This window comes from Campylobacter volucris (assembly GCF_008011665.1).
GTDB classification, from domain to species: domain Bacteria; phylum Campylobacterota; class Campylobacteria; order Campylobacterales; family Campylobacteraceae; genus Campylobacter_D; species Campylobacter_D volucris_A.
In genome coordinates this window covers 1-24,856 of sequence record NZ_VOWJ01000019.1, presented here as the reverse complement: position 1 = coordinate 24,856, position 24,856 = coordinate 1, and the positions used below count along the sequence as shown (strand labels likewise).

Annotated in this window: 23 protein-coding genes and 2 pseudogenes; 14 read left to right on the top strand and 11 right to left on the bottom strand. The window is 28.0% G+C overall.

Annotated elements, in window-relative coordinates:
* Nucleotides 1-3: 3 nt before the first annotated feature.
* Nucleotides 4-1,299, bottom strand: a complete 1,296-nt coding sequence (locus tag FPD38_RS03095; RefSeq protein ID WP_147555330.1) for an MFS transporter — start codon at nucleotides 1,297-1,299, stop codon at nucleotides 4-6.
* Between the two features lie 79 nt (nucleotides 1,300-1,378).
* Here FPD38_RS03095 and FPD38_RS03090 point away from each other — a divergent pair, with 79 nt between their 5' ends.
* A complete protein-coding gene (locus FPD38_RS03090; RefSeq protein ID WP_147555329.1) occupies nucleotides 1,379-1,990 on the top strand; it encodes a non-canonical purine NTP pyrophosphatase in 612 nt (203 codons plus the stop codon).
* Here FPD38_RS03090 and FPD38_RS03085 read toward each other — a convergent pair.
* From FPD38_RS03085 to FPD38_RS03075, 3 genes are read right to left on the bottom strand one after another with little or no spacing between them, the layout of a single operon-like run.
* Nucleotides 1,987-4,407: an efflux RND transporter permease subunit gene (locus tag FPD38_RS03085; RefSeq protein ID WP_147555328.1), complete on the bottom strand. Its 2,421-nt coding sequence runs from the start codon at nucleotides 4,405-4,407 to the stop codon at nucleotides 1,987-1,989. The genes FPD38_RS03090 and FPD38_RS03085 overlap by 4 nt on opposite strands.
* Entirely contained in the window at nucleotides 4,407-4,973 is a 567-nt protein-coding gene (locus FPD38_RS03080; RefSeq protein ID WP_147555327.1) for a Tgt2/MlaC family protein, read from the bottom strand. The genes FPD38_RS03085 and FPD38_RS03080 overlap by 1 nt, the downstream gene beginning before the upstream one ends.
* 8 nt (nucleotides 4,974-4,981) lie before the next feature.
* The gene (locus FPD38_RS03075; protein WP_147555326.1) at nucleotides 4,982-5,668 is read right to left on the bottom strand and encodes an MlaA family lipoprotein; all 687 of its coding nucleotides are present in this window, start codon (nucleotides 5,666-5,668) and stop codon (nucleotides 4,982-4,984) included.
* A 205-nt stretch (nucleotides 5,669-5,873) separates the two neighbouring features.
* Here FPD38_RS03075 and modA point away from each other — a divergent pair, with 205 nt between their 5' ends.
* The 3 genes from modA to FPD38_RS03060 are packed head-to-tail and all read left to right on the top strand — an operon-like array spanning nucleotide 5,874 to nucleotide 7,863.
* Nucleotides 5,874-6,629: a molybdate ABC transporter substrate-binding protein gene (gene modA / locus FPD38_RS03070; protein ID WP_147555325.1), complete on the top strand. Its 756-nt coding sequence runs from the start codon at nucleotides 5,874-5,876 to the stop codon at nucleotides 6,627-6,629.
* Nucleotides 6,626-7,015: a hypothetical protein gene (locus tag FPD38_RS03065; RefSeq protein WP_147555324.1), complete on the top strand. Its 390-nt coding sequence runs from the start codon at nucleotides 6,626-6,628 to the stop codon at nucleotides 7,013-7,015. Before modA ends, FPD38_RS03065 begins: the two co-directional genes overlap by 4 nt.
* Entirely contained in the window at nucleotides 7,009-7,863 is an 855-nt protein-coding gene (locus tag FPD38_RS03060; RefSeq protein WP_147555323.1) for a sulfate/molybdate ABC transporter ATP-binding protein, read from the top strand. The genes FPD38_RS03065 and FPD38_RS03060 overlap by 7 nt, the downstream gene beginning before the upstream one ends.
* Before the next feature lie 20 nt (nucleotides 7,864-7,883).
* On the opposite strand, the gene FPD38_RS03055 is transcribed toward FPD38_RS03060, so the two are convergent.
* Nucleotides 7,884-9,530, bottom strand: coding sequence for a 4Fe-4S dicluster domain-containing protein (locus tag FPD38_RS03055; protein WP_147555322.1), 1,647 nt, complete (start codon nucleotides 9,528-9,530; stop codon nucleotides 7,884-7,886).
* Between the two features lie 88 nt (nucleotides 9,531-9,618).
* Between FPD38_RS03055 and selA the strand changes: the two genes are divergently transcribed.
* From selA to FPD38_RS03035, 4 genes are read left to right on the top strand one after another with little or no spacing between them, the layout of a single operon-like run.
* Nucleotides 9,619-10,950 (top strand): L-seryl-tRNA(Sec) selenium transferase, encoded by a 1,332-nt coding sequence (gene selA, locus FPD38_RS03050; RefSeq protein ID WP_147555321.1) that lies wholly within the window; start codon nucleotides 9,619-9,621, stop codon nucleotides 10,948-10,950.
* Nucleotides 10,943-12,748: a selenocysteine-specific translation elongation factor gene (gene selB, locus FPD38_RS03045; protein ID WP_147555320.1), complete on the top strand. Its 1,806-nt coding sequence runs from the start codon at nucleotides 10,943-10,945 to the stop codon at nucleotides 12,746-12,748. Before selA ends, selB begins: the two co-directional genes overlap by 8 nt.
* A 43-nt stretch (nucleotides 12,749-12,791) precedes the next feature.
* Nucleotides 12,792-13,505, top strand: a complete 714-nt coding sequence (locus FPD38_RS03040; protein ID WP_147555319.1) for a thioredoxin fold domain-containing protein — start codon at nucleotides 12,792-12,794, stop codon at nucleotides 13,503-13,505.
* Complete coding sequence (locus FPD38_RS03035; protein ID WP_147555318.1) at nucleotides 13,492-14,016, top strand: hypothetical protein; 525 nt, start codon at nucleotides 13,492-13,494, stop codon at nucleotides 14,014-14,016. The genes FPD38_RS03040 and FPD38_RS03035 overlap by 14 nt, the downstream gene beginning before the upstream one ends.
* Here FPD38_RS03035 and FPD38_RS03030 read toward each other — a convergent pair.
* From FPD38_RS03030 to gltX, 4 genes are read right to left on the bottom strand one after another with little or no spacing between them, the layout of a single operon-like run.
* A complete protein-coding gene (locus tag FPD38_RS03030) occupies nucleotides 13,994-14,662 on the bottom strand; it encodes an MqnA/MqnD/SBP family protein (protein WP_147555317.1) in 669 nt (222 codons plus the stop codon). The genes FPD38_RS03035 and FPD38_RS03030 overlap by 23 nt on opposite strands.
* Nucleotides 14,659-15,285 (bottom strand): uracil phosphoribosyltransferase, encoded by a 627-nt coding sequence (gene upp, locus FPD38_RS03025; RefSeq protein ID WP_147555316.1) that lies wholly within the window; start codon nucleotides 15,283-15,285, stop codon nucleotides 14,659-14,661. The genes FPD38_RS03030 and upp overlap by 4 nt, the downstream gene beginning before the upstream one ends.
* Nucleotides 15,278-16,519 (bottom strand): malic enzyme-like NAD(P)-binding protein, encoded by a 1,242-nt coding sequence (locus FPD38_RS03020; RefSeq protein ID WP_147555315.1) that lies wholly within the window; start codon nucleotides 16,517-16,519, stop codon nucleotides 15,278-15,280. The genes upp and FPD38_RS03020 overlap by 8 nt, the downstream gene beginning before the upstream one ends.
* On the bottom strand, nucleotides 16,516-17,910 hold the full coding sequence (gene gltX, locus FPD38_RS03015) for a glutamate--tRNA ligase (RefSeq protein ID WP_147555314.1): 1,395 nt from the start codon (nucleotides 17,908-17,910) through the stop codon (nucleotides 16,516-16,518). The genes FPD38_RS03020 and gltX overlap by 4 nt, the downstream gene beginning before the upstream one ends.
* A gap of 65 nt (nucleotides 17,911-17,975) precedes the next feature.
* Between gltX and FPD38_RS03010 the strand changes: the two genes are divergently transcribed.
* A complete protein-coding gene (locus tag FPD38_RS03010; RefSeq protein WP_187153089.1) occupies nucleotides 17,976-18,803 on the top strand; it encodes a peptidylprolyl isomerase in 828 nt (275 codons plus the stop codon).
* A 19-nt stretch (nucleotides 18,804-18,822) separates the two neighbouring features.
* Here the strand turns inward: FPD38_RS03010 and FPD38_RS03005 are convergent, their stop codons facing one another.
* Nucleotides 18,823-20,154 (bottom strand): acetyl-CoA carboxylase biotin carboxylase subunit, encoded by a 1,332-nt coding sequence (locus FPD38_RS03005; protein ID WP_147555312.1) that lies wholly within the window; start codon nucleotides 20,152-20,154, stop codon nucleotides 18,823-18,825.
* Between the two features lies 1 nt (nucleotide 20,155).
* Complete coding sequence (gene accB / locus FPD38_RS03000) at nucleotides 20,156-20,602, bottom strand: acetyl-CoA carboxylase biotin carboxyl carrier protein (protein ID WP_147555311.1); 447 nt, start codon at nucleotides 20,600-20,602, stop codon at nucleotides 20,156-20,158.
* A gap of 134 nt (nucleotides 20,603-20,736) precedes the next feature.
* Here accB and dcd point away from each other — a divergent pair, with 134 nt between their 5' ends.
* From dcd to FPD38_RS02975, 5 genes and pseudogenes are all read left to right on the top strand, one after another.
* A complete protein-coding gene (dcd, locus tag FPD38_RS02995) occupies nucleotides 20,737-21,297 on the top strand; it encodes a dCTP deaminase (protein WP_147555310.1) in 561 nt (186 codons plus the stop codon).
* Between the two features lie 47 nt (nucleotides 21,298-21,344).
* Complete coding sequence (pseB, locus tag FPD38_RS02990) at nucleotides 21,345-22,352, top strand: UDP-N-acetylglucosamine 4,6-dehydratase (inverting) (protein ID WP_147555309.1); 1,008 nt, start codon at nucleotides 21,345-21,347, stop codon at nucleotides 22,350-22,352.
* On the top strand, nucleotides 22,349-23,473 hold the full coding sequence (gene pseC / locus FPD38_RS02985; RefSeq protein ID WP_147555308.1) for a UDP-4-amino-4,6-dideoxy-N-acetyl-beta-L-altrosamine transaminase: 1,125 nt from the start codon (nucleotides 22,349-22,351) through the stop codon (nucleotides 23,471-23,473). Before pseB ends, pseC begins: the two co-directional genes overlap by 4 nt.
* A gap of 33 nt (nucleotides 23,474-23,506) precedes the next feature.
* Nucleotides 23,507-24,765, top strand: a pseudogene (locus tag FPD38_RS02980) (DUF4910 domain-containing protein).
* Nucleotides 24,762-24,856, top strand: a pseudogene (locus tag FPD38_RS02975) (acetyltransferase); the annotation flags it as partial. The pseudogenes FPD38_RS02980 and FPD38_RS02975, both read left to right, overlap by 4 nt.

Below are 24,856 nucleotides of genomic sequence, written 5' to 3'. Positions count from 1 at the left end.
ATTTTAAATAATCGCTAAAATTTCTTCTTCGCTGGTAAGTTTTTTATTATATTTTATTACTAAAAATTTAGAGTTTTTATACACATCTAAAACTCCTTTAAAATCTTTAATAGCACTTAAATCTTTTTGAGTATCTAAAGGTAAATATACATTTTTAAATTCAGAAGGACTTTGTAAAAATAGCAATAATACAAACCAAACAACTGATAAAACTATCAACACACTAGCAAGCATTGTTAAACTAAAATGATGCAGAAAGTATCCTCCAATAATACCACCTAAAAAACTTCCAAAATAACCAAAAGCATTAAATACCCCCAAAGCTGCACCTTTTTCATTTACTTTAGCAAATTTGCTTGCACAACTTTGCATAATAGGCTCATGTAAATTAAATCCTACAAAAAAGATTACCACCCCTACCATAAAAAACAAAGCATTACTAGAAAAAGCAAAAATCACATAAGCTATAATAAAAAACACCACGCCCAAAAGTAAAATTTCCTTACTAAGTCCTTTTCTTTCTCCTAAAGATCCTGATAAACCCATAGCTAAAAACCCAAATATCATAGAGCTAACATAAACATGCCATAAATTCTCACTTGGATAATTAAACTCATGCACCAAAACCAAAGGAATGCTTAAAAATGCTATGCTCATAAGCATTTTTTGCATACAATTAGTTAAATTCATAAGTGCTAAATTTTTTTCTTTTAAAAGTATTTTTAAAGGAGTTTTTGTATTTTCATGATGAATAGCTTGTTCTTTTGGCACAACACTAAAAAGCAATACTATACAAATAAAACTCAAAATAGCACTAAGATCAAATAAACTCGATAAACCAAATTTTGCACTCAACAAAGGAGAAAGAACCAAAGAAGCTGCAAATGAAAGTCCTATAAATGCACCCATTATAGCCATAGCTTTACCACGATTTTCCTCATTGATAAAATCACTTATCATAGCTGTTGCTACAGCTCCTATAGCCCCAGCTCCTTGTAATAATCTTCCAAAAATCATAGTATAAATATCATCAGCATAAGAACAAATCAAAGAACCTATTATAAAAACAATAAGCCCTATTAACATAGTTTTTTTACGCCCTATTTTATCTGAGATTATCCCAAAAGGAACTTGCAAGGCCATTTGCATTAAAGCATAAACACCAATTAACAAACCTACTAAGAATTCATTAGCACCTTGAAGTTTTAAAGCATATAAACTTAGCACCGGTAAAACTATAAATAATCCAAAAAATCTAGTTCCAACTATAAAAGACAATGGCAAAACCGTTTTTAACATATACTCTCCTTAATAAAGGATAATTTTACTATGATTTTGATAAACTTTTTTTAAAAGCGATTTACAAAAAGGCTAATCTTTGAAAAATAAATTAAAAATTGTTGTTGCTAGTTCTAATTTACATAAAATAGCAGAAATTAAAAAAATTCTAAATAATACTTATGAAATTTATGCCCTTGATGAAGTTATAAAGCCTTTTGAAATCATTGAAGATGGAAAAAGTTTTAAAGAAAATGCACTCATTAAATCAACCACTATTTTTAATGCCTTAAAAAAAGATGATTTTATAATTTTAAGCGATGATAGTGGTATAAGCGTAGAAGCTTTAGATAATGCTCCTGGAATTTTTTCAGCAAGATATTCTAAAAAAGCAAATGATATAGCTAATAATCAAAAACTTATACGCAAATTACACGAAAAAAACCTCACTCAAAGCAAAGCTTTTTACACAGCAGCAATTGCCATAAGCTACAAATATGGAAATTTTTGCACTCACGGCTACATGCACGGCTTAGTTATCGATACTCCAAAAGGAAGCAATGGATTTGGATATGATCCTTTATTTATACCGAAAAATTTTACTCAAACTTTAGGCGAACTTGATGAACAAATCAAACTTCAAATTTCTCATCGCACAAAAGCTTTGGAGTTAGCAAATTATATATTAAGACTTTTGGAAAAATTAAATTAAGATTTATTTTTTTTAGAAAAAGTGATGATTAAACTAGGTAATAAAAACAAAGAGCTAAATAAAAGCAAACTCATGGCCAAAACCGTAAGTAATCCAAAATAAATAGTAGGGATAAAATTACTACCTACCATCACTAAAAATCCTAAAATAATCGCAAAACTAGTATAATAAATCGCACTACCTATACCCAAATGTGAGGCAATTATAGCTTCTTTTAAATTTTTGTGTTTTAATTCTTCTTTTAATCTATGAATATAATGGATCATATCATCAACACCTATTCCTATACAAATAGCAGCTATAGTAATACTCATAATATCTAAAGAAATTCCAAGCCATCCCATTAAACCAAATACTAAAGCCAAAGGAATGATATTTGCCAAAATCGCCACAAAAGCATAAAAAAAGCTTCTAAAAATTAGCACAAATAAAGCAAAAATAACAAAAATAACAAAAGCCAAAGTATCAAATTGTGATGCAAAAAGACTTTGAAGTAAATTATTATATAAAAGCATAATACCGCTGATTTTAACTTCAACATTATCATTTTGCAAAAGTATTTGTAAATCATGCTGAAGTTTTTTGATAAATTCATCGCGTCTTAAATTAGAATCACTATCTAACACCCTTATACTAAATCTTAACTCATCATTTTTAATACTCACATATGGAGTTAGAATTTGATTTTTAAAAGAAGTTTCCAAATTTTCATATAAAAATGCTAAGGCAAAATCATCTAAAGGCTTACCATCATTGATATTTTTTCCAAGCTCTAATAAACTTTGCAAACTAAGAACTGATCCTACAAAATTTTGCGAAGCTAAAAAATTATGTACTTTTGCTGCTATTCTTGTTTTATCGCTACTAAAAAAATACCTATCATCTTGAGCCAAATCTTCAAATTCTTTTTCAAATTCATCTTGTGTAGTGCTATTTTGAGTATTTTTAAATTTAACAATCACATCCAAAGGCATAGTCCCACCTAGCTCTTTATCAATGACTAATAAACCTTGTTTAATCCTAGAACTATCTTTAAAATAATTAACAAAGCTATTTTCTACTCGAATTTTGGAAATTCCAAAAAGAGCAAACACCACACAAACTGCACTTATAAAATAAATAATTTTTCTATGATTTAAACTAGCATTTGCGCAAAATTGTAGAAATTTTAGCGAATTTTGATCAAGTTTTTTAGTTTTCATTCTTGGTAAAAGCACCACAACGCTTGCAAAAAATACATAAGCTAAAATCAAACTTAGTGCAATTCCAAGACTCATCATAATACCAAGCTTAATAATAGGCTCAATATCAGAAAAAATAAAACTTAAAAATCCCACAATCGTTGTTAAAATCGCATAAAAACTAGGATTTGCCTTAGCAAGTAAAGTCGATAATAATATTTTATAAACACTAGATTTTGGATGTTTTTGTAAATTTTCTATAAAATGAACGATTAAATGTATCACTACAGAAACAGTGATGATTAAAACAAGAGCAACATAATTAGACGAAACAATGGTTATATCAAAACCCAAAAGTGCAAAAATTCCGCTAGAAGTAAAAAGTGAAATAATGCAAATACCCAAAGCCAAAAACACCCAATACAAAGAACCAAAAAACCACCATAGCACTATAAATAAAAGCCCTATTAAGCTTAAACCATAAACTACAAGATCAGATTTTACATAAGAGATCATATCATTAGCAATCATCTCTACACCACCAAGGTGTAAAAAATCATCATTTTTGCTGTATTTATCAACTATATTATTGATTTTATCCAATCTTGCTTTGCTAAATTCTCTCATAAGCTCTTGATGATCTTTAATCAAAACTCTAAAATGTTCTTTTTCTTTTTCATTTTTTGCTTCATCTCTTGATTGAATCAAAGCATTATAAGTTTCATCAGGCTCAAGATAGATCAAAATTCCAGCAGTTTTACCATCTTTAGAAATAAGATTATTTTTATAAAAAGGATGATTTAAAATTTCTTTTTTAGCTAAAGTTATATTAATATCTTGACTAAAAATATTAGGAATATTTTTTACAATTTCTTTTAAATCTTTATCATTAAAACTTTGAAGTAAAGGAGCATTGGCTATAGAAAAAACTTGTTTTACACCTTTAATTTGAGCAATTTCTTTGCTAATATTTTTAATAAAATTTAAATTTTTTTGTGAAAATAAATCTGCATCTTTTGGAGTAAAAGCAAGCATTAAAAAATCATCACCACTATAACGACTTGAAATTTCTCTATAAAATTTTAAATCCTCATCATGCTCTAAAAGCAAACTTTGAGCACTAGCATCTACGCTTAAATTTTTTGAAAAAAAAGTAAAAAATAAACAAAAAGCTAAGCTAAAACTTAAAGTAATTTTTGGAAATTTTAAAAAAAATTGGATAGTTTTGCTTAGCATTATTTAAAATTAACATTAGAAAGCTTACTAAGCAAAGTAGCAAAATCAGCATTTTGTAGCACATCTTTAAATTGCGAACGATAAGTTTGTATAATACTTACTCCAAAAATATCTACATCATAAATCAACCAGTTTTCATTTTTATTATAAAATTTAAATATCACAAAATTTTCTTTACCATCTACCATCATAGAAGTTTTTAAAAATACTCTTTTATTTTTCTCTTCTAAATTGACAACTTTTAATTTTTGTGAATCATATAAAGCGAGTTTTTCTGTGAAACTTCTTTTTAAATTAGCTTCAAAAGCTTGATTATATTGTTTTTTTTCTTCATCGCTTAATTGCTCATATCTAGTCGATAAGCTTAATTTAGCCATAAATTGATAATCAAAAATATGATCAAATAAAGCAAAAATTTGTTCAGCTGCTTTGGTGTGATTATTTTTATTTTGCTCTAAAATTTTAATACTTTGATCAATATTATTTTGCATTATTTTAGAGATTTCTTCTATTTGCAAAGCAAAAATAAAAGAAATACTAAATAACAAACTGATAATCTTACGCATAAAATCTCCTATTGGATCAATTCTTTGCGTCTTTGCTCATACGCATCACGAAAGAAAATGTAATAATCTACACTATTTTGGTAAATATCATCAATTTGTTCTTGTAAAAAACTAAGCTCATTAAGTCTTAAAGTAGCATTTACACTTACACCAAGCCAAAAATTATCTATATAAGCTTCAGGGGTTAAAAACCAATCTAGCGGCAAACTTAGAGCATCTCTTACATTAGATGGACCTATAAGTGGCAAAACAATATGCGGACCACTTTTTATACCCCATTTGCCTAATGTAATACCAAAATCAGTTTCATAGCTTTTTAAAGAAGTTTTACTAGCACTATCTAATAAACCAAATCCAAAAAGCACATTGATACAAAATCTTCCAAATTCCTCCCCTGCTTTTTTAAATTCTAAAGTCAAAAGATGATTGACAATTTTCAAAGGCGATCTTGTAGTTTCAAATACATTTTTAATCCCTGTTCTTGCTACTTGTGGCATAATAGTTTTATATGAAAGTGTCATAGGTCTTAACAAATAATGATACAAATTATAATTAAATTGAGACATCATTTTATTATAAGTGTAAAAATCATCTTGAATTTCTTGTTTTTGGTATTCTTGATCAAATTCTTCAAAACTTTGTGCAAGAAGTATTGTGTTAAACAATAAAAGCAAACTAATAAAATATTTTAACAATTTAAATCCTTTAAAAAATAAGCAAAAATTATATGAAACAATCAATTAAAATTTGATTATTTTTAATATGTTACAAAAATAAATAAAAATTTTTAAAACTCTATTATATAAGTCATATAAAATATGCAAAAAAAATCATTTTTAAAATTAATTTTAAATTTAAGTTATAATTTTTACTCAAATAATCAATTTTTAGGAGTAAATAATGAAAAAAATTCTATTTTTATTATTCGTATGTGTATTTGGATATAGTGCAGATATCAATATAGCTGCTGCTGCGAATGTAACTTATGCTTTTAAGGCTTTAGAAAGTGAATTTAAAAAAGAAAATCCAAATACAACTATTAATGTTACTTTAGGTGCAAGTGGAAATCTTTTGGCTCAAATCAAAAATGGAGCTCCTTTTGATATTTTCATGGCTGCAAATATGAAATTTGCTCAAAATCTTTACGATGAAAATCTTGCTATTGCAAAACCTGTAGTTTATGCCCAAGGAGCCCTTGCTTTACTAACTTTAAGAACCAATGTAGTTGATTTAAGTAAAGGCTTGGATGCATTAAAAGATGATAAAGTCAAACTCATAGCTATTGCAAATCCAAAAACAGCCCCTTATGGACAAGCTAGCATAGAAGCTTTAAATAAAGCTCAAATTTATCCAAGCATCAAAAATAAAATCATAGAAGCAAAATCTATAGGGGAAGCATTAACACAAACTCTAAAAGCAACCGATGTAGGTTTTATAGCTGCTAGCGCATTATATGAAGAAGGACTTAAAAAATACAATTTAAAAGAAGGGGTGAATTATATTTTAGTCGATCCTTCACTTTATACACCAATTGATCAAGGTATAGTTATAACTAAACGCGCAAAAGATAACAAGGAAGCTAAAAAATTTTATGATTTTATCTTAAGCGAAAAAGGTAAAGCTATATTTAAAGCTTATGGATATAGCGTTCTGTGATAGAAGCAAAAATTAGCTTTATTAACTCTCATGAGGGCATAAATTTAATTGAATTTACAAATGAAATACAAAAATTTTATATGCTCTCTTTAGAGCTTGATGAGAATATAAAAATTCACCAAAAGGTAAATTTATCTTTTAAAAGCACAGAATGTTTAATCCATAAAGAACGATTAAATACTTCTTTTATCAATGAGTTTTATGTCAAAATAGAAGCTATTTTTCAAGGTAAAATTATCACTATTGTAAGAGTAAAAAATGAATTTTGCATCTTTGAGGCACAAATTAGCACCAAAGCTTTTAATAATTTAAATTTAACAACAAACGAGTGTATTTATGTATATATTAACCCAAGTTCATTATTTATAAAAGAATACCTATGTTAAAAGTAGATATTTGTAAAATTTTTACAAACAAACATAATGATTTTAAACTCCAAGTTAAATTTGAGATCAAGCAAGGAGAATTTTTAGCTGTTTTTGGGAAAAGTGGGAGTGGAAAAACCACACTTTTAAAGGTCATAGCAGGTTTTGAAAAGGCTTTAGGAATTTGTAAGTTTAATAATGAAATTTTTTTCAATCAAAAACAATTTTTAAGCATACAAAAAAGAAATATAGGGTTTTTATTTCAAGATTATGCCTTATTTGAAAATATGAATGTAGAGCAAAATTTACTTTTTGCAAAAAACGATCAAAAATTTGCTAACGAGCTTTTAGAACTTTTAAATCTAAGCTCTCATAAAAAAAATCATATTTTAGAACTAAGTGGAGGTCAAAAACAACGCGTAGCGCTAGCAAGAGCTTTGATGAGAAAACCAAAACTTTTGCTTTTAGATGAACCTTTTAGCGCTTTAGATAATGAGATTAAGCTTAATTTGCATGATTATCTTTTAAATATTCATAAAACTTATAATATCACTACTATTTTAATTACCCACGATGTAAGTGAAGCGTATAAACTAGCTAATAAAGTGATTATTTTAGATCAAGGTCAAATCATCAAGCAAGGAAGCCCAAATGAAGTTTTTTTACAAACTCAAGGCTCGCAAAAATTTGCAATCAAAGCAAGAGTTTTAAAACTCCAATCACAAGATAGCATTATAGTTGCTACACTTAGCATAGGAAGTCAAATCACTCAAGTTGCTCTTAGTCCATTAGAAACTCAAAATTTAAAAGAAAATGATGAAGTAATTATAAGTCAAAAAGCTTTCGGGTTAAATTTAATCAAAACATAAAAAACCTTAAAATCTTTAGCTTAAAGCACATTCATACTTTGCATCATCACTTTAGCTTTACATTCAGCACAGCAATATAAAGTTTTTATCTTAGCATCATCACCTAAAAATTTTGGCTTCATAATGCTAGCTATTTTTTCAATAGCTTTTTTAGTGGCAAATTCCTTGCCACACTCTATACAGGCAAAAAGCTCATCTTGAGCTAAAATTACAAAAGAAAAATAATCTTTTTCTAAATCAATGCCACTCCTTTGAAGTACTAAAGTATCTTTTTCGGCACAGCTTACTTCACAATACCCACAGGTTGTGCACAAACTTGCATTAAATTTTAAAGAATTATCCTTAGTATCAGCCACCAACGCTCCCACATTACAAGAGCCCACACAAGCTAAGCACAAAGTGCAAGTATCTGTATTAATAGAAATTTTTCCATAGCGTATCCATTCTTTGCTTGGAATATTTCCTAAATTTTCATCCTTAATTAATTCTCTTAATCTCACTGCAAAATCTTCTCTTTTTAATAAAGAAGAATTATCAACCATAAATTTTAAATTAGGTATGAAACTAACTTGATTTAAAGCTTGCTCAAGATCTTTTTTAGAATGAGTTAAAAACACTCCTTGCTGTTTAAATTTTCTCTCAAAAATTTCATTGATAAGATCAATAACTTCTTTATTATTGGATTTTTCGTCATAAATAATCATACTAGCGCCACTAGTTTCAAGCATAGCTAAAAGATGTCTTTGGTCTAAAAAATGGCTAGTTTTTACCATAAAAGGCATGATGTTTTCATTAAGTTGTATGTCTAAATTTTCTATTTTGACATTTTCTGAAATAACTAAAATAATTTTATCTTCATAAAATTTTAAAATTTCATAAAAACAATTTTTAGGCATAGGAGCATAATCAAGCGCTCCACTTGGACAAATATTCACACACTCCCCACAATCAACACAATCAACATGAGAAAATTCTAATTGTTTTATTTCATCATCTTTTAAAATCGCAACGCTTGGACATATCTCATCACATTTTCCACAATGAAGACTTCTTCTGTGATGATATTGACAAATGCTATCATCATAGCTAATATAATTTTTAAATTTATGTTTTGGAGAATTAGAATTTAAAAGCTCTAAAATATCTTTGGAATTAAAATTAGAAATATCATAGCACCCACTTTGCTTATCAAAACTATCTTTTTTTACTTTGTATAAGAAAAAATCGCACTCTATTTCTACTTGCTCTTGATCTTTTAAAGCTATTACACAAAGCTCACCTATAGATCCTAATACCGCTACACACTGATCATTAGAAAGTTTTAAAACTTTATATTCATTTTCTTTTAAATTTTCTATCAAACTATTTTCATTATCATCACTAACAATAATGACATTTTTACCCACTTCTTTAGAGTATTCTAAATCAAGTCCCATATCATAGACTTTAGATCGTATTTTGTATAAAGCTTCTATGGTTTTAGCCTTTTGCAAGACACTATCTTTAGAATTTTTTAAATAAAAATTAATTTCTGGTGCATAAATTTGTGGTTTTAAAAGCAAAGAATTCCCTATAAAAACTTCTTCTTGAAAAGACTCATCAACTATACTAATACAATCACTTAAAGGAATTAAATCTTCATTTTCTAAAAATACAAAATCTTTCATCAAACTTTCTTTCTATAAATTTTTCAATAATTATATAAATCTCATTATAAAAAAGTTATAATTTTACAATTTTTTCTTAAGGTTTAAGATGCACAAATTTATAAATTTCCCTCCAATTAATGCTTTGATTAATGATAAAAACTTAAATTCATATCCTTTATATTTAAAAAATTATTTTGCCAAATTAGTTGTTTCAAATTGTAAAAAGCAATTATTAAAAGATCCTGATTTAGAAATTTCTTTTGAAACTCTTATTTTAAAGATTAAAGAAACAATAGATGAATTTTTGATTTCTCAACCAAAAGGTCTAATCAATGCAACAGGGGTAATCATACATACAAATTTAGGACGCAGTATTATAGATGAAAGTGCTTTTGATGAGATAAAAAACATCATTTGTTCTTATTCTAATTTAGAATTTAATCTTAAAAATGGAAAAAGAGGTTCAAGATATGATGCAATTAGTGCAAATTTAAAAATACTATTTTCTTGTGAAGATTGCTTAGTGGTAAATAATAATGCTTCAGCGGTATTTTTGATTTTAAATACCCTAGCAAAAGATTATGAAGTGATCACTTCAAGAAGTGAATTAGTAGAGATTGGAGGAAGTTTTAGAATACCTGAAGTAATCAATGCAGCAGGAGTTTTACTCAAAGAAGTTGGCACTACAAATAAAACCCACTTGAAAGATTATGAAAATGCTATTTCAACCAATACTAAAATCATCTTAAAGACACATCGTTCTAATTTTGCCTTTAAAGGCTTTTTTGAAGAAGTTTGCTTAGAACAAATTTATACATTAGCAAAAAAGAAAAAGATAGTCTCTTATTATGATTTAGGCTCTGGTTGGTGTGAAAATTTAAACAAAACTTTAGTTAAAAATGAGCCTTGTGTGAAAGATTTACTAAAACATTGTGATATTTTAAGTTTTAGCGGTGATAAACTTTTTGGATCAACCCAAGCTGGTATCATCCTTGGAAAGAAAAAATACATACAAAAACTCAAAAAAAACCAACTTTTAAGAATGCTAAGAGTTGATAAAATTACCCTAGCTTTGTTAAATCAAACTACAAAAGCTTATTTGCAAAAAGAATATGAAAAAATTCCTACCTTAAAACTTTTAAATGATGATATAAAAACCATAGAAAAAAAAGCATTATTTGTAAAAGAAAATATCCACATACCTTGCGAACTTAAAAAATCAAAAAGCTTAGTAGGTGGCGGATCTATGCCTGATAAGACTTTAGAAAGCATGGTTTTAAGCTTCAAAGGAAAAGCTTTAAATTTGCAAGAAAATTTTAGAAAAAATGGCGTGATTGGACGCATCGAAAAAGATGAATTTGTTTTAGATTTTCGAACTATTTTAGATAAGGATTTAAACAAACTAATTGATATTATAAAAAAGGTTTTTCATGCATAGTATCATCGTAGGAACTGCTGGACATATTGATCATGGTAAAACCTCGCTCATTAAAGCTTTAAATGGTTTTGATGGAGATAATTTAAAAGAAGAACAAGAAAAAAAGATAACAATTAATCTTAGTTTTTCAAATTTAAAAAATAATAACATAAATATTTCTTTTATAGATGTTCCTGGTCATGAAAATTTGATTAAAACTATGATTAGCGGTGCTTTTGGTTTTAGAATATGCATGTTTGTAGTCGATATCAATGAAGGCTTAAAAGCTCAAAGCATAGAGCATTTAAAAATTTTAGAATTTTTAGGAGTAAAAGATCTTATACTTGTTTTAACTAAAATTGATTTATGTGAAAATATCAATCAAAACCAACAAATACTCCTAGATGAGTTAAAAAAATACAAAATCAATATTTTAAAAATTTTTTCAACTAGCATTTATAAACAAGCAAGTATTGATACTTTAAAAACTTATCTTTTAAACTTAACTCCTAAAAAAAGTGATGAAGATTGTATCTTTAGATATTTTATCGATAGAATTTTTTCTTTAAAAGGTATAGGCACTATAGTAACTGGCAGCTTAAATGAAGGTAAAATTAGCAAAAACGAAAAAATACATTGTCTTGAAACGCAAAAAGACATCATAGTCAAAAACATACAAATTCATGATGAAAGTGTAGATGAAATTAGTGCTTATAACCGCGTGGCTTTGAGTTTAAATTTAAACCATCATGAATTAAAAAAAGGTTATATTTTAACCAAAAAAGGATTTTTTAAAAGTTTTACAAATATTGATGTGGTAATTTTTTCTAAATCAATCAAACACAAAAGCGAATTAGAATTTTGCACAGGAAGTAAAAAGATCAATGCTAAGATTTATATCATTAAAGAATTTGAAGATAAAATTTATGCTAGTTTGGAATTTGAAAAAGCTTTGGCTTTGTGTTTTAATGACAAATTTATTTTACTTCAAAATGGGCGTGTAAAAAGTGGCGGAGTAGTGTTAAATCCTGTAAGCGAACCTTTAAAAAAAGAAATGAAGATTAAATTTTTACATCTTTTAGAACAGCAAAAAATCATACAAGTATTTGAATTTTTAAAAGATATTCACAAATTTGGCTTTGGCTTATTATCAAGCTATCAACGCTTTAAAGTATCTCACCAACAAGCTTTAAAATTAGCTAAAAATTTGAGTGATGTTTTTGTAGATGAGCAAGCTTTAAATGTTTATAATCTAAACTCTAAGCAAGAAATCAAACAATTTATACAATTTATATTTTCTAAAAATCCCAATGCTTTAATATCAGCTCATTCTATATCTTTAAGATTAACTTGGGCAAGTGAAAATTTTTGCGCATTTATCTTAAAACAGATGGATGAAATTTTAGATTTTAAAGAAGGAGTGTATTTTTTAAAAGGGCAAAATTTTGAAAAATTAAAAGAAACAAATTATTGTGAAATTTATGAGATTATAAAAACAGAAGGCATTAGACCTACGGCTCCTTATAATCTTTATGAAAGATTGGGTTTAGATAGAAAGAGTGGAGATTTGATATTTAAAAAACTCAGCAAAGAAAATAAAATCATCAGATTAGCTCATAATATCTTCATAGAAAAAGAATCTTTAGATTCTTTAATGGATGAATTTTTAGTGCTTTTAAAAACACAAAATTTAGATGTTAATTTTGTAAAAAATCATTTTAACATTTCAAGAAAATATGCCATTGCTTATTTAGAATATTTAGATAAAAATTTCAAACAAGTAACAAAAATAGATGAAAAAAGAATGCTTAAACATTAAATTTAACTCTTTATAATTATAAAAATTTAAATAAAGGAAAATAATGAAAAAATCTTTAGCTTTATTAGCATTAACTAGCTCTTTGTTTGCAGCAAATAACGATGAAATAATTAATTTTTTTAAGAAAAATCCAAATTTAAATGATGCAAAAATAACCATAGTAGAAAGAGAAAAAATTCAAAATAGTGATTTTGAAGCAGTAATTGTAAATTTTGAGATTGCAGGTAAAAATCTTCAAGAAATAGTCTTTACTCAAGGAAATTTTATTACCACTGAATTGGTAGATATTAAAAAAGGGGAATTTTATTCTCAAGTGTTTCAAGCAAAACTTATGGAAAAACAACAAGCTGAATTTTCAAAAAAAGCTTTAGTGGAGCTAAAAAAAGAAAATATGTTTGTCTCGATAGGCGATAAAAACAAACCTTTACTTTATATATTTAGCGATCCAGAGTGCCCATATTGTAGAATTCATTTAGCTAAAATCGAAGATACTTTAAAAACCCATCAAGTGAAATTTATACTTACTCCAATCCACGATACTAGCGCATTTGAAAAATCAGCTTTAATTTATAAAGAAAGCAAAGATGCTAAAGATGATGCACAAAAAATCGCCATAATGAGAAAATACTACGATAAAGACATTAAAGATTATACAAAACCAAGTCAAGCTGAAGTAAAAGCTGTAAGAGATAATTTTGAAAAATACTCTAAACTTGGTCTTCGTGCAGTTCCTACTATAATTGATGCTCAAAAATAGTATATTTATCATATTTTTTGCGCTTTTTTTAAACGCTTGTTCATTTAAAACTAAAGCCCTCATTCAAACTAATAATGAGGGTATTTTTATACAAGCAAAGAAAAATCAAAGTATCAATTTACACATTCACAATCCCTCAAAAATTCCTACTAATTTGGAAAATAAACTAATTGAGAAATTCAAAGATTTAAATTTTAATTTAAAAGATAAAAATGCTGATTATGATATTTTTATCAATATAGTTGATTTTAAAAAATATTCTTATGCTCAAAGATTGCGTTCTTCTAATACTAAATTCTTTTTTAATAATTTTGATAGAATTGATGATGTGTTTGAAATGGAAGTAGAAAACTACTATATTATGCAAGTAAATTTACAAATTAATTCACATAATTTATCTCAAAAAACTTCACTTTTAGCCAGAACTACCCATCTTGGAAATTTAAACGATGTTAAACAAGCCTTAGAAGATAAAATTATCGAGCAAATTATAAGCTTTTTTTATTTTTAACACTAAATAAAAATTTCTTCAACGCTAATTGCTCTTTAGTATCAATTTTATAATAAATTAACCGCAAATAATCCTTAATATCGCTTTGAGAAAGCTTTCTTGAGTGAGAATAATGAATCAAAATATATTGGGGTATAAAAATTTTACTTTTAACAAATTGATTCATTATTTTTTTATAACTTGAAAAATTTTTCACACAAGAAAATCTAGCAAATACAAAAGGTAAATTTGTTTTTTCATGCCATAATTTACACAAATCAATATAATCATTTGGATTTTGCAAAAAAAGCCTTAAAGCCCTATCTCCGATAATCACTTCACCATTTTGTCTTAAAACTTTTGCTAGAGCATTAGAAGTGGCTGAACTTGCATCATCTTTATGTTGAGTATTTTTTTTTACCAAAACACTTTCAACCTTTTTATTTGCACAAATTCCTATATTTAAAGTTTTATATTTTTTTAAACGACTTTCAATACTTGAGATAATTGCAGCGTCAATGTGTCTATAATATAAACATTTATTAAGTTTAGCAGGAACGCCTTTTTTATATTCTGTAGTTTTTTTTACATAAGTAGGCAAAGGCATTCTTTTAAGATAAATATGCAAAGGAAGTAAATTTAAGTAATCAATCTTCCCAAAAATCATAAAGTATTAAATACCCTATCACCAGCATCACCAAGACCTGGAACTATGTATCCATTTTCATTTAAACACTCATCTATGCTAGCTACATAAATTTTGACATCTTTATGAAACTTATTAAAATTTTCAAGTCCTATTGGAGAGGCTACTAAGCTTATAAATTTTATATCTTTAACTCCATATTTTTTCAAAAGATCACAAGCATTTATAGCTGTAGAGCCTGTTGCAAACATAGGATCTATGATTATAGCGACTCTTGAACTAGCATTTTTTGGTAATTTTTGAAAATAAAGCTTACTTTCTAAAGTTTGTTCATCTCTAGCAAAACCTAAAAAACCTACACTAGCATCAGGTATAAGTTTAAATACACTATCAAGCATTCCTAAAGCTGCTCTTAATATAGGACAAATCATTATTTTTTGATTTATTTTTCTTGCTTTGGTTTTAACTATAGGAGTGTTGATATTAACTTCTTTTAAAGTTAAATCCTTTGTAGATTCATACAACAAATAAGAAGTTATCTCATCTATTAACATTCTAAAATGAAAAGGTTTAGTATTTTTATCCCTTAATATAGCTAATTTATGCTCTATTAAAGGATGTGAAACTAAATTTATATTATTCATTTTTTAAACTTTCAAAATACTTTTTCTCATCAAATTCTTTTATTTTTGTAACACCATCTTTAAATGCAGCAGCAGCAACCGCTGTGCTAACTAAGGCTTTTACTCTTGTATCAAAAGGTTTTGGTATAACATAATCTCTACCAAATTTTAATTCTTCTACATTATAAGCTTGTTTTACCTCATCAGTAACTTCAAGCTTAGCCAAATCTGCCAAAGCTTTTGCAGCTGCTACTTTCATATTTTCTGTAATTTTTGTAGCTCTAACATCCAAAGCCCCTCTAAAAATAAAAGGAAAGCCTAAAACATTGTTGATTTGATTTGGATAATCACTCCTACCAGTTCCTACTATAGCATCACCTCTTACTCTTTTTACATCTTCAGGCATAACTTCAGGGATAGGATTAGCTAGTGCAAAAATCACAGGATCTTTTGCCATAGATAAAATCATCTCATCATTTAAAATTTTTGGAGCACTAAGCCCTAAAAATACATCTGCATCTTTTAATGCTTCTTTCAAAGTCATCACTTTAGTATCACTAATAAATTCTAATTTATATTTATTTAAATCATCTCTTTGGGTATTAACAACACCTTTACTATCTACTAGAATAATATTTTTTACGCCTAAATTTCTATACATTCTAGCGCTTGCAATACCTGCTGCACCTGCTCCACTAACTACAACCTTAATATCTTCAAATTTTTTACCACTAATTTCCATAGCATTTATAAGCCCTGCTGTAGAAATAATAGCAGTTCCATGTTGATCATCGTGCATCACAGGAATTCCAAGATCTTGCAAAGCTGCTTCTATTTCAAAACATTTTGGTGCTGAAATATCTTCTAAATTTATCCCCCCAAAAGTAGGAGCTATAGCTTTACAAAAAGTAACAATTTCATCTACGCTGTGTGCATCTATTTCTAAATCATAAGCATTTACATTAGCAAATTTTTTAAATAAACACGCCTTTCCTTCCATGACAGGCTTACTAGCACTTGCACCTATATCGCCAAGACCTAAAACCGCACTTCCATCACTTACCACAGCTACCAAGTTTGCTTTATTGGTATATTGATAAACCAATTCTTTGTCTTTTGCTATCTCTAAGCATGGTTGCGCAACCCCTGGAGAATAAGCTAATGATAAATCATGAGCACTATCCATAGGTTTGCGAGCTATTACATCAATTTTACCACCTATGTGGTATTTTAAGGCTTCTTCTTTTAAATTCATCGTTTTTCCTTCATATATCGTAATAAATTTTCAACCCTAAACTTACATTTTTGCACTCCTAAAAATTCTAATACTTCAAATATACTAGGACTTACAGAACTTCCAGTTAATGCAATGCGTATAGCTTGAGCCAAATCTTTTAATTTCAACCCATTTTCTTCTAAAAATTTATTGGTAAATTCTTCAAATTCATGAGCTTTTTTTTGATTTTCCAAAACATTAGCGTATTTTTCCAAATAAGTTAAATTTGTTTCATTAAGAAATTTATCTATGGCTTTTTGATCGTATTCTTTTGGGTCATTTAGTAACACTTTAGCCCCATTAATAACATCATGTAAAGTTTTAGCCCTTTCTCTTAACATATCAAGTAAAAATCCTGCTTTTTCATATTGACTTAAATCAAAATTTAAATCTTTTAGTTGTTGATTCATTTCTTCAAAAGATAAAGTTTTAATATAATGAGCATTAAGCCATTCTAACTTTTTAAAATTATAGCAAGATGCACTTTTATTGATATGGTTTGGATCAAAAAATTCTTTCATTTGCTCAAGATCAAAAATTTCATCATCCCCATGACTCCAACCAAGTCTTACCAAAAAATTTAACAAAGCTTGAGGTAAAATACCCATATTTTTATATTCCATCACATCCGTTGCTCCATGACGCTTAGAAAGTTTTTTACCATCTTCACCATGTATCATAGCAACATGATAAAATTTTGGAATTTTAAAACCAAGTGCTTCATAAAGTACAATTTGTTTTGGAGTATTAGATAAATGATCATCACCTCTTATGACATCACTAACTCCCATTAATGCATCATCAATTACAACTGTTAAATTATAAATTGGACTTCCATCACTTCTTGCAATTACAAAATCATCCAAAATATCTTCAGCCTGAAAACTCACTTCTCCTTTAATGCCATCTATAAATTTGATTTCTCCGCTTTGAGGAGCTTTTATACGAACCACTGGCTCTATACCACTTGGTGGTATTCCTTTAAAATCTCTATATCTTCCATCATATTTTGGTCTTTGCTTATTTGCTTCTTGCTTAGCTCTTAATTCATTAAGTTCTTCTTTGCTCATATAACAATAATAAGCCTTACCCTCATCTAATAATTTTTGAATATATTTTTTATAAATCTCAAATCTTTGAGATTGGTATTCTATCTTGCCATCATAATCAAGCCCGCACCATTTAAATGCTTCTATGATAGCTTGCGTTGCTTCTTGTGAATTTCTTTTTAAATCAGTATCTTCAATGCGTAATAAAAATTTACCATTATTTTTTCTTGCATAAAGATAATTATACAAAGCTGTTCTTAATCCTCCAATGTGCAAATATCCAGTAGGAGAAGGAGCAAAACGCGTAGAAATTTCTTGCATATTTTTACCTTTTTTAAATTTTTATTGTTATAATGCTATATTTACACTTAAATAAAGGTTTTAAAATGAAAAAATTTTTAATATCATGCTCTTTCGCTGTAAGTATTTTATATGCTCAAAATATAGGCGGAATAGCTATGATAGTAGAAAATGAACCTATTACAATATATGACATAAATCAAGCTATGAAACAACTCAATACCAAAGATAAACAAAAAGCTATAACTTTTTTAGTAGATGATAGAATTCAAACAAGTGAAGCAAAAAAATTTGGAATTCAAGTGAGTAATTTTGAACTTAAGAAAAAACTAGATCAAATAGCAAGAAGTAACAACACTGACATAAATGGCTTACAAGTAAAAATAGAAAAAGATGGGTTCGATTTTGAAAATTTTAAAAAACAAGTTAGAAAAGATCTTCAAAAAGAAAAACTTTACCAAAACATTATGCAAAATGCAAAAATCAACACCGACGAGGAAACATTAAAACATTTTTATGAAACCAATATTGATAAATTTAGTACTTTTTCTAATGTTGATTTAGTGGTTTATAATTCTACTAATCCTGAGCTTTTACAAAAACTTTTAAACAATCCAATGTATAAAAACTCACAAATTAAATCTAAAGCTATCAGTTTAAATGCATCTAATATTGATCCAAGATTACTCGCTTTACTCAACAACACTAAGGTTGGAAATTTCACTCCTATATTAAATGGAGAAAATACTTATATTATTTATTTTATCAAAGAAAAATATGGTAAAAATCCTATAGAATTTGATTTAATCAAAGATCAAATCACAAATGCATACACTATACATCAAAAAGAACAGGCCTTAAAAAATCATCTTGATAAAATTAGAGCTAATGCCCATATAGAAGAGCTAAGATAGACAAACTATCTTAGCATAATTAATGTCTTGAAAGATAATTTGTATCATAGTTATTATTTATAAAATCTGCATTATCCATCATCGCTAAATGAAAATCTTTAGTAGTTTTAATTCCACCTACTATAAGTTCGTGTAAGGCTATTTTCATTTTTGCAATTGCTGCATTTCTATCTTTACCCCATACAACTAATTTTCCTATCATAGAATCATAATAAGGAGGCACACTATAATCTTGATAACAATGACTTTCCATTCTTACATTAGCTCCTGCTGGGGCTACATATTTTGTAATTTTGCCTGGGCATGGTAGAAAAGTTTTAGAATCTTCTGCAGTAATTCTGCATTCTATAGAATGACCTTTAAGTTTAATCTCTTCTTGTTTTGGCAAAGGATAACCCTCAGCTACTTTAATCATAAGCTCAATTATATCTATACCACTTACCATTTCACTTACACAATGCTCAACTTGCAAACGCGTATTCATTTCTATAAAATAAAAATCTAAATTTTTATCTACTAAAAATTCAAAAGTACCCGCACCTTCATAGCCAATCGCCTTAGCAGCTTTCACTGCAGTTTCATGAAGTCTTGTTCTTGTTTTTTCATCTAATAAAATTGCAGGAGATTCTTCTATAAGTTTTTGATGTCTTCTTTGCATAGAGCAATCTCTTTCTCCAATATGAATCACATTACCAAAGCTATCTCCTATGACTTGCACTTCTATATGACGTGGATTTTGTATATATTTTTCCATATACATAGTTCCATCTCCAAATGCACTCATAGCTTCACTTTCAGCTGACCAATATGCTTTTTCAAGATCGCTTTCTTTTTCTACTACACGCATACCACGGCCACCACCCCCTGCTGCAGCTTTTAAAATCACAGGATAGCCTATTTCTTTAGCTAGTTTTTTAGCTCCTTCAACTCCATTTAAAGCTCCATCACTTCCTGGTATCACAGGCACACCTGCTCTTTGCATAACTTGCTTTGCTTTACTTTTATCGCTCATTAGAGCCATAGCAGCCACAGAAGGACCTATAAATTTGATATTATGCTTAGCACAAATTTCTACAAAATTTTGATTTTCACTTAAAAATCCATACCCTGGAAAAATCGCATCAGCCTCACTTATCTCCGCCGCGCTTATAATAGCTGGTATATTTAAATAACTTTCTGAGCTTCTTGCGCTTCCTATGCAAATACTAGCATCAGCATATTTTAAATACAAGGCATCTTTATCTGCAGTTGAATACACACAAATTGCCTTTTTTCCCATCTCTTTGACGGTTCTTAAGGCTCTTAATGCAATCTCTCCACGATTTGCAATTAAAATTTTTTTAATTTCCATTTTATAATTTCTCCACCACAAACAATGGCATACCAAATTCTACAGGTTGTCCATCAGCTACTAACACTTCAACTATCCTACAATCATATTCAGCTTCAATTTCATTCATAATTTTCATTGCTTCAATAATAGCTATAGTGCTTCCTTTTTTAATAGTTTGTCCCACTTTAGCAAAAGGAGCTGCACCTGGACTTGGCGCTTGATAAAATGTTCCTACCATAGGGCTATTTATAGTAGGTTTATTAGATGATGGAGCAGTTTTTGTTTCATTTACAACATTTACATTAATTGGTTGTGGTGCTGGAACTACTGGGGCTGGAGCTGGTAATTCACAGCACAAATCTTTTTCAAGTTCTATTTCAAATCCATCTTGTTCTTTTATTTTAATTTTACTTACATTTGCTTTTGCAAAAAGCTCCATAAGCTCTTTTATCTCTTCTTTGGTCATATATTCTCCTTGATTTATAAGACTTAATTTATAATTATATAAAAAAATATTAAAAATAACTTCAATTATTTATTTTTAACCATATTTTTAAGATATAATTTAAAAATTTACTTTAATTTTTTCAAAGGAAAAACATGGGCTTAAAAGCAGATAATTGGATCAAAAAAATGGCATTAGAACACAAAATGATAGAACCATTTTGCGAAGCAAATATAGGTAAAGGTATGGTTAGTTATGGGCTTTCAAGCTATGGTTATGATATAAGAGTAGGAAGAGAATTTAAAATTTTTACCAATGTAAATTCAACCGTGATAGATCCTAAAAATTTCGTAGAAGAAAATGTAGTGGATTTTGAAGGTGATGTCTGTATAGTTCCTGCAAATTCTTTTGCCCTAGCAAGAACCATAGAGTATTTTAAAATGCCAAAAGATGTTTTAGCTATTTGTCTTGGAAAAAGCACTTATGCAAGATGTGGTATTATAGTCAATGTAACTCCTTTTGAGCCAGGTTTTGAAGGACATATTACTATAGAAATTTCAAACACCACTCCACTTCCTGCAAAAATTTATGCAAATGAAGGTATAGCTCAAGTTTTATTTTTACAAGGCGATGAATCTTGCGATATCACTTATGCTGACAAAAAAGGAAAATATCAAAATCAAACAGGTATAACCTTACCAAGAATTTTAAAATAAATGTTTTTTGACGATATAAATTAAATTAATAATGTAGGATTTTAAATATGTTTAATGGAAAAAGTATTTTAATCACAGGTGGAACTGGAAGTTTTGGAAAAACTTATACAAAAACACTTCTTAAAAAATACAAACCTAAGAAAATCATCATTTATTCAAGAGATGAGTTAAAACAATTTGAAATGGCTAGAGAGTATAGCGATTCTTGTATGCGTTATTTTATAGGTGATGTTAGAGATAAAGAAAGATTAAGTGTAGCTATGAAAGATGTGGATTTTGTAATCCACGCAGCAGCCATGAAACATGTTCCTATAGCTGAATATAATCCCATGGAATGTATAAAAACCAATATAAATGGTGCTCAAAATGTAATCGATACATGTTTAGAAAATAATGTCCAAAAATGTATCGCTCTTTCAACTGATAAAGCATGCAATCCTATAAATTTGTATGGAGCTACAAAATTAGCAAGTGATAAATTATTTGTTGCAGCAAATAATTTAACAGGATCATCTCATACTAAATTTAGCGTAGCAAGATATGGAAATGTAGTAGGCTCAAGGGGTTCAGTGGTGCCATTTTTTAAAAAGCTGATAGAAAATGGAGTAAAAGAGCTTCCTATAACAGATGAAAGAATGACTAGATTTTGGATATCTTTAGAAGATGGGGTGAATTTTGTATTAAATAATTTTGAAATTATGCATGGAGGAGAAGTTTTTGTGCCTAAAATCCCATCTATGAAAATTGTTGATTTAGCTAAAACTATGGCTCCAAATTTAAAACATAAAATTATAGGCATAAGAGCAGGTGAAAAACTTCACGAAATAATGATTTCAAGTGATGATAGTCATTTAACTTATGAATTTAAAGATTATTATGCAATTAGTCCAAGTATTCAATTTAATTCTATAGATATTGATTTTAGTATGAATGCAAAAAATGAAAAAGGTCAAAAAGTCCAAGATGGTTTTTCATATAGCTCTGATAATAACACAAAATGGGTTAGCAAAGAAAAACTTTTAGATATAATCAATCACACAGAGCTTGAAAAATGATAACCTACTCTCATCAAAACATAGATCAAAGCGATATAGAAGCTGTTATAAATGCTTTAAAAGATGAAATTTTAACAGGTGGAAAAAAGACAGAAGAATTCGAACAAGCACTTTGTGAATATGTGGGAGTAAAATACGCTTGTGTTTTAAATTCAGCCACTTCAGCTTTACATCTTGCATATTTAAGTTTAGATGTTAAAGAAAAAATTGTTTTAACCACTCCTATAACTTTTGCTGCTACTGCAAATGCTGCTTTAATGGCTGGTGCAAAAATAGAATTTATAGATGTAAAAAGCGATGGAAATATAGATGAAAAAAAATTAGAACAAAGATTAAAACAAGATAGTAAAAATATAGGTGCAATTTGCGTTGTTGATTATGCTGGCAACAGCGTAGAAATGGATGAAATTTTAAGTCTTTGTCAAAAATACAACATGGCTTTAATAGATGATGCAAGCCATGCTTTAGGAAGTATTTATAAAAATGAAAAAGTAGGAAGCAAGGCTGATTTAAGCATTTTTTCTTTTCATCCTGTAAAACCCATCACTACTTTTGAAGGTGGTGCTGTAGTTAGTAATAATAAAAATTTGATAGAAAAAATAAAATTACTAAGATCTCATGGAATTTATAAAAAAAGACTATGGGATAGTGATATGTGCGAGTTAGGATATAACTATCGTTTAAGCGATGTAGCTTGTGCTTTAGGTATAAATCAACTCAAAAAACTCGATCAAATTCTAGAAAAAAGAGAGCAAATAGCAAATTTTTACGATAAAGAATTTGCAAAAAATCCATATTTTTCTACTATAAAAATTAAAGATTACAAAAAAAGTTCAAGACATTTATATCCTATATTACTTTATCCTGAGTTTTATTGCCAAAAAGAAATAATTTTTCAAAAATTATTAGATTTGGGTATAGGTGTGCAAGTGCATTATAAACCTACTTATGAATTTAGTTTTTATAAAAATTTATACAAAAATATCTTTTTAAAAAATGCTGATAATTTTTATAAAGCTGAACTTAGCATACCATGCCATCAAGAAATGAGCTTACAAGATGCAAATTTTATAAAAGAAAATTTATTTAAAATTTTAGAAGATTCTAAAAAGGATTGTTAAAATGATGAAATTTAGTAAAAATTGGGGTGTGGCATGTACGAACTAGCTAAAAAACTTTTTCCAATTTGTAGAAGTATCACAGGAGTTGGTTTTAGAGCTAGTTTAAAAATACTTGATGATGCTATGGGGGGGGTATTTTAAAAATTCACTCCATAAAAAGCGGAACTAAAGTATATGATTGGGTAGTGCCACAAGAATGGCAAATAAATGATGCTTACATCATAACTCCAGATGGAGAAAAAATTTGCGATTTTAAAAAAAATAATTTATATGTATTAAATTATAGCGAAGGTATAAATGATGAAATTTCACTAGATGAGTTACAAGAGTATTTATACTCTATAGAAGATTATCCAGATGCTATACCTTATGCAACAAGCTATTATAAAAAAAGATGGGGGTTTTGCATAGAACATGAAAAAAGAGCAAAACTCAAAAACGGAAAATACAAAGTTTTTATAGATGCAAAACATTTTGATGGAATTTTAAATTATGCTGATTTTATAATACCTAGCACACAAAATAATAAAGAAGAAATTTTAATCTCTACTTATCTTTGTCATCCTTCAATGGCAAATAATGAATTAAGCGGACCTATAGTAGCTACATTTTTAGCAAAATGGCTTTTAAAACAAAAAGAAAGAAAATATAATTATCGTTTTGTGATAATTCCTGAAACCATAGGCTCCATAGTATATATAAATAAAAATTTAAATCATTTGCAAAAATATATTAAAGCTGGATTTGTATTATCTTGCATAGGTGATGATAATGCTTATTCTTTGATCCACTCTCCAAGCGAAAATACTCTAGCTGATAAAGTAGCACTTTATACTTTAAAAAATAAAGAAAATTTTAAAAGCTTTTCCTTTGTAGATAGAGGATCAGATGAAAGACAATATTGCTCACCTTTGGTAAATTTACCAGTAGTTTGCATATGTAGAACTAGATTTGGTGATTATAAAGAATATCACACTAGTAAAGATGATTTAAATTTCATAAGCGAAAAAGGCTTACAAGGCGGTTTAAAAGCTATGCAAGAAATCATAATGAATTTAGAAATAAACGCAACTTATAAAAATACAACAATTTGCGAACCCAATTTAGGAAAAAGAGGGTTGTATCATACCATAAACACTAATTCTACAAATGATATACCATTATCTTGTAATTTTTTAGCTTATTGTGATGGAAAAAATGATGTTTTAGATATAGCTGATAAATTAAATTTACAAGCTTATGAAATAAAAGAATTAATAGAAAAATTAAAAGAAAATGGACTTATAATATGAAATACTTTTTAGAGCACAATAATAAAAAATACTCAAATTTTGATTTAATAAAAGCTTTTGAAAATTTAGGCATTAAAAAAGGTGATATTTT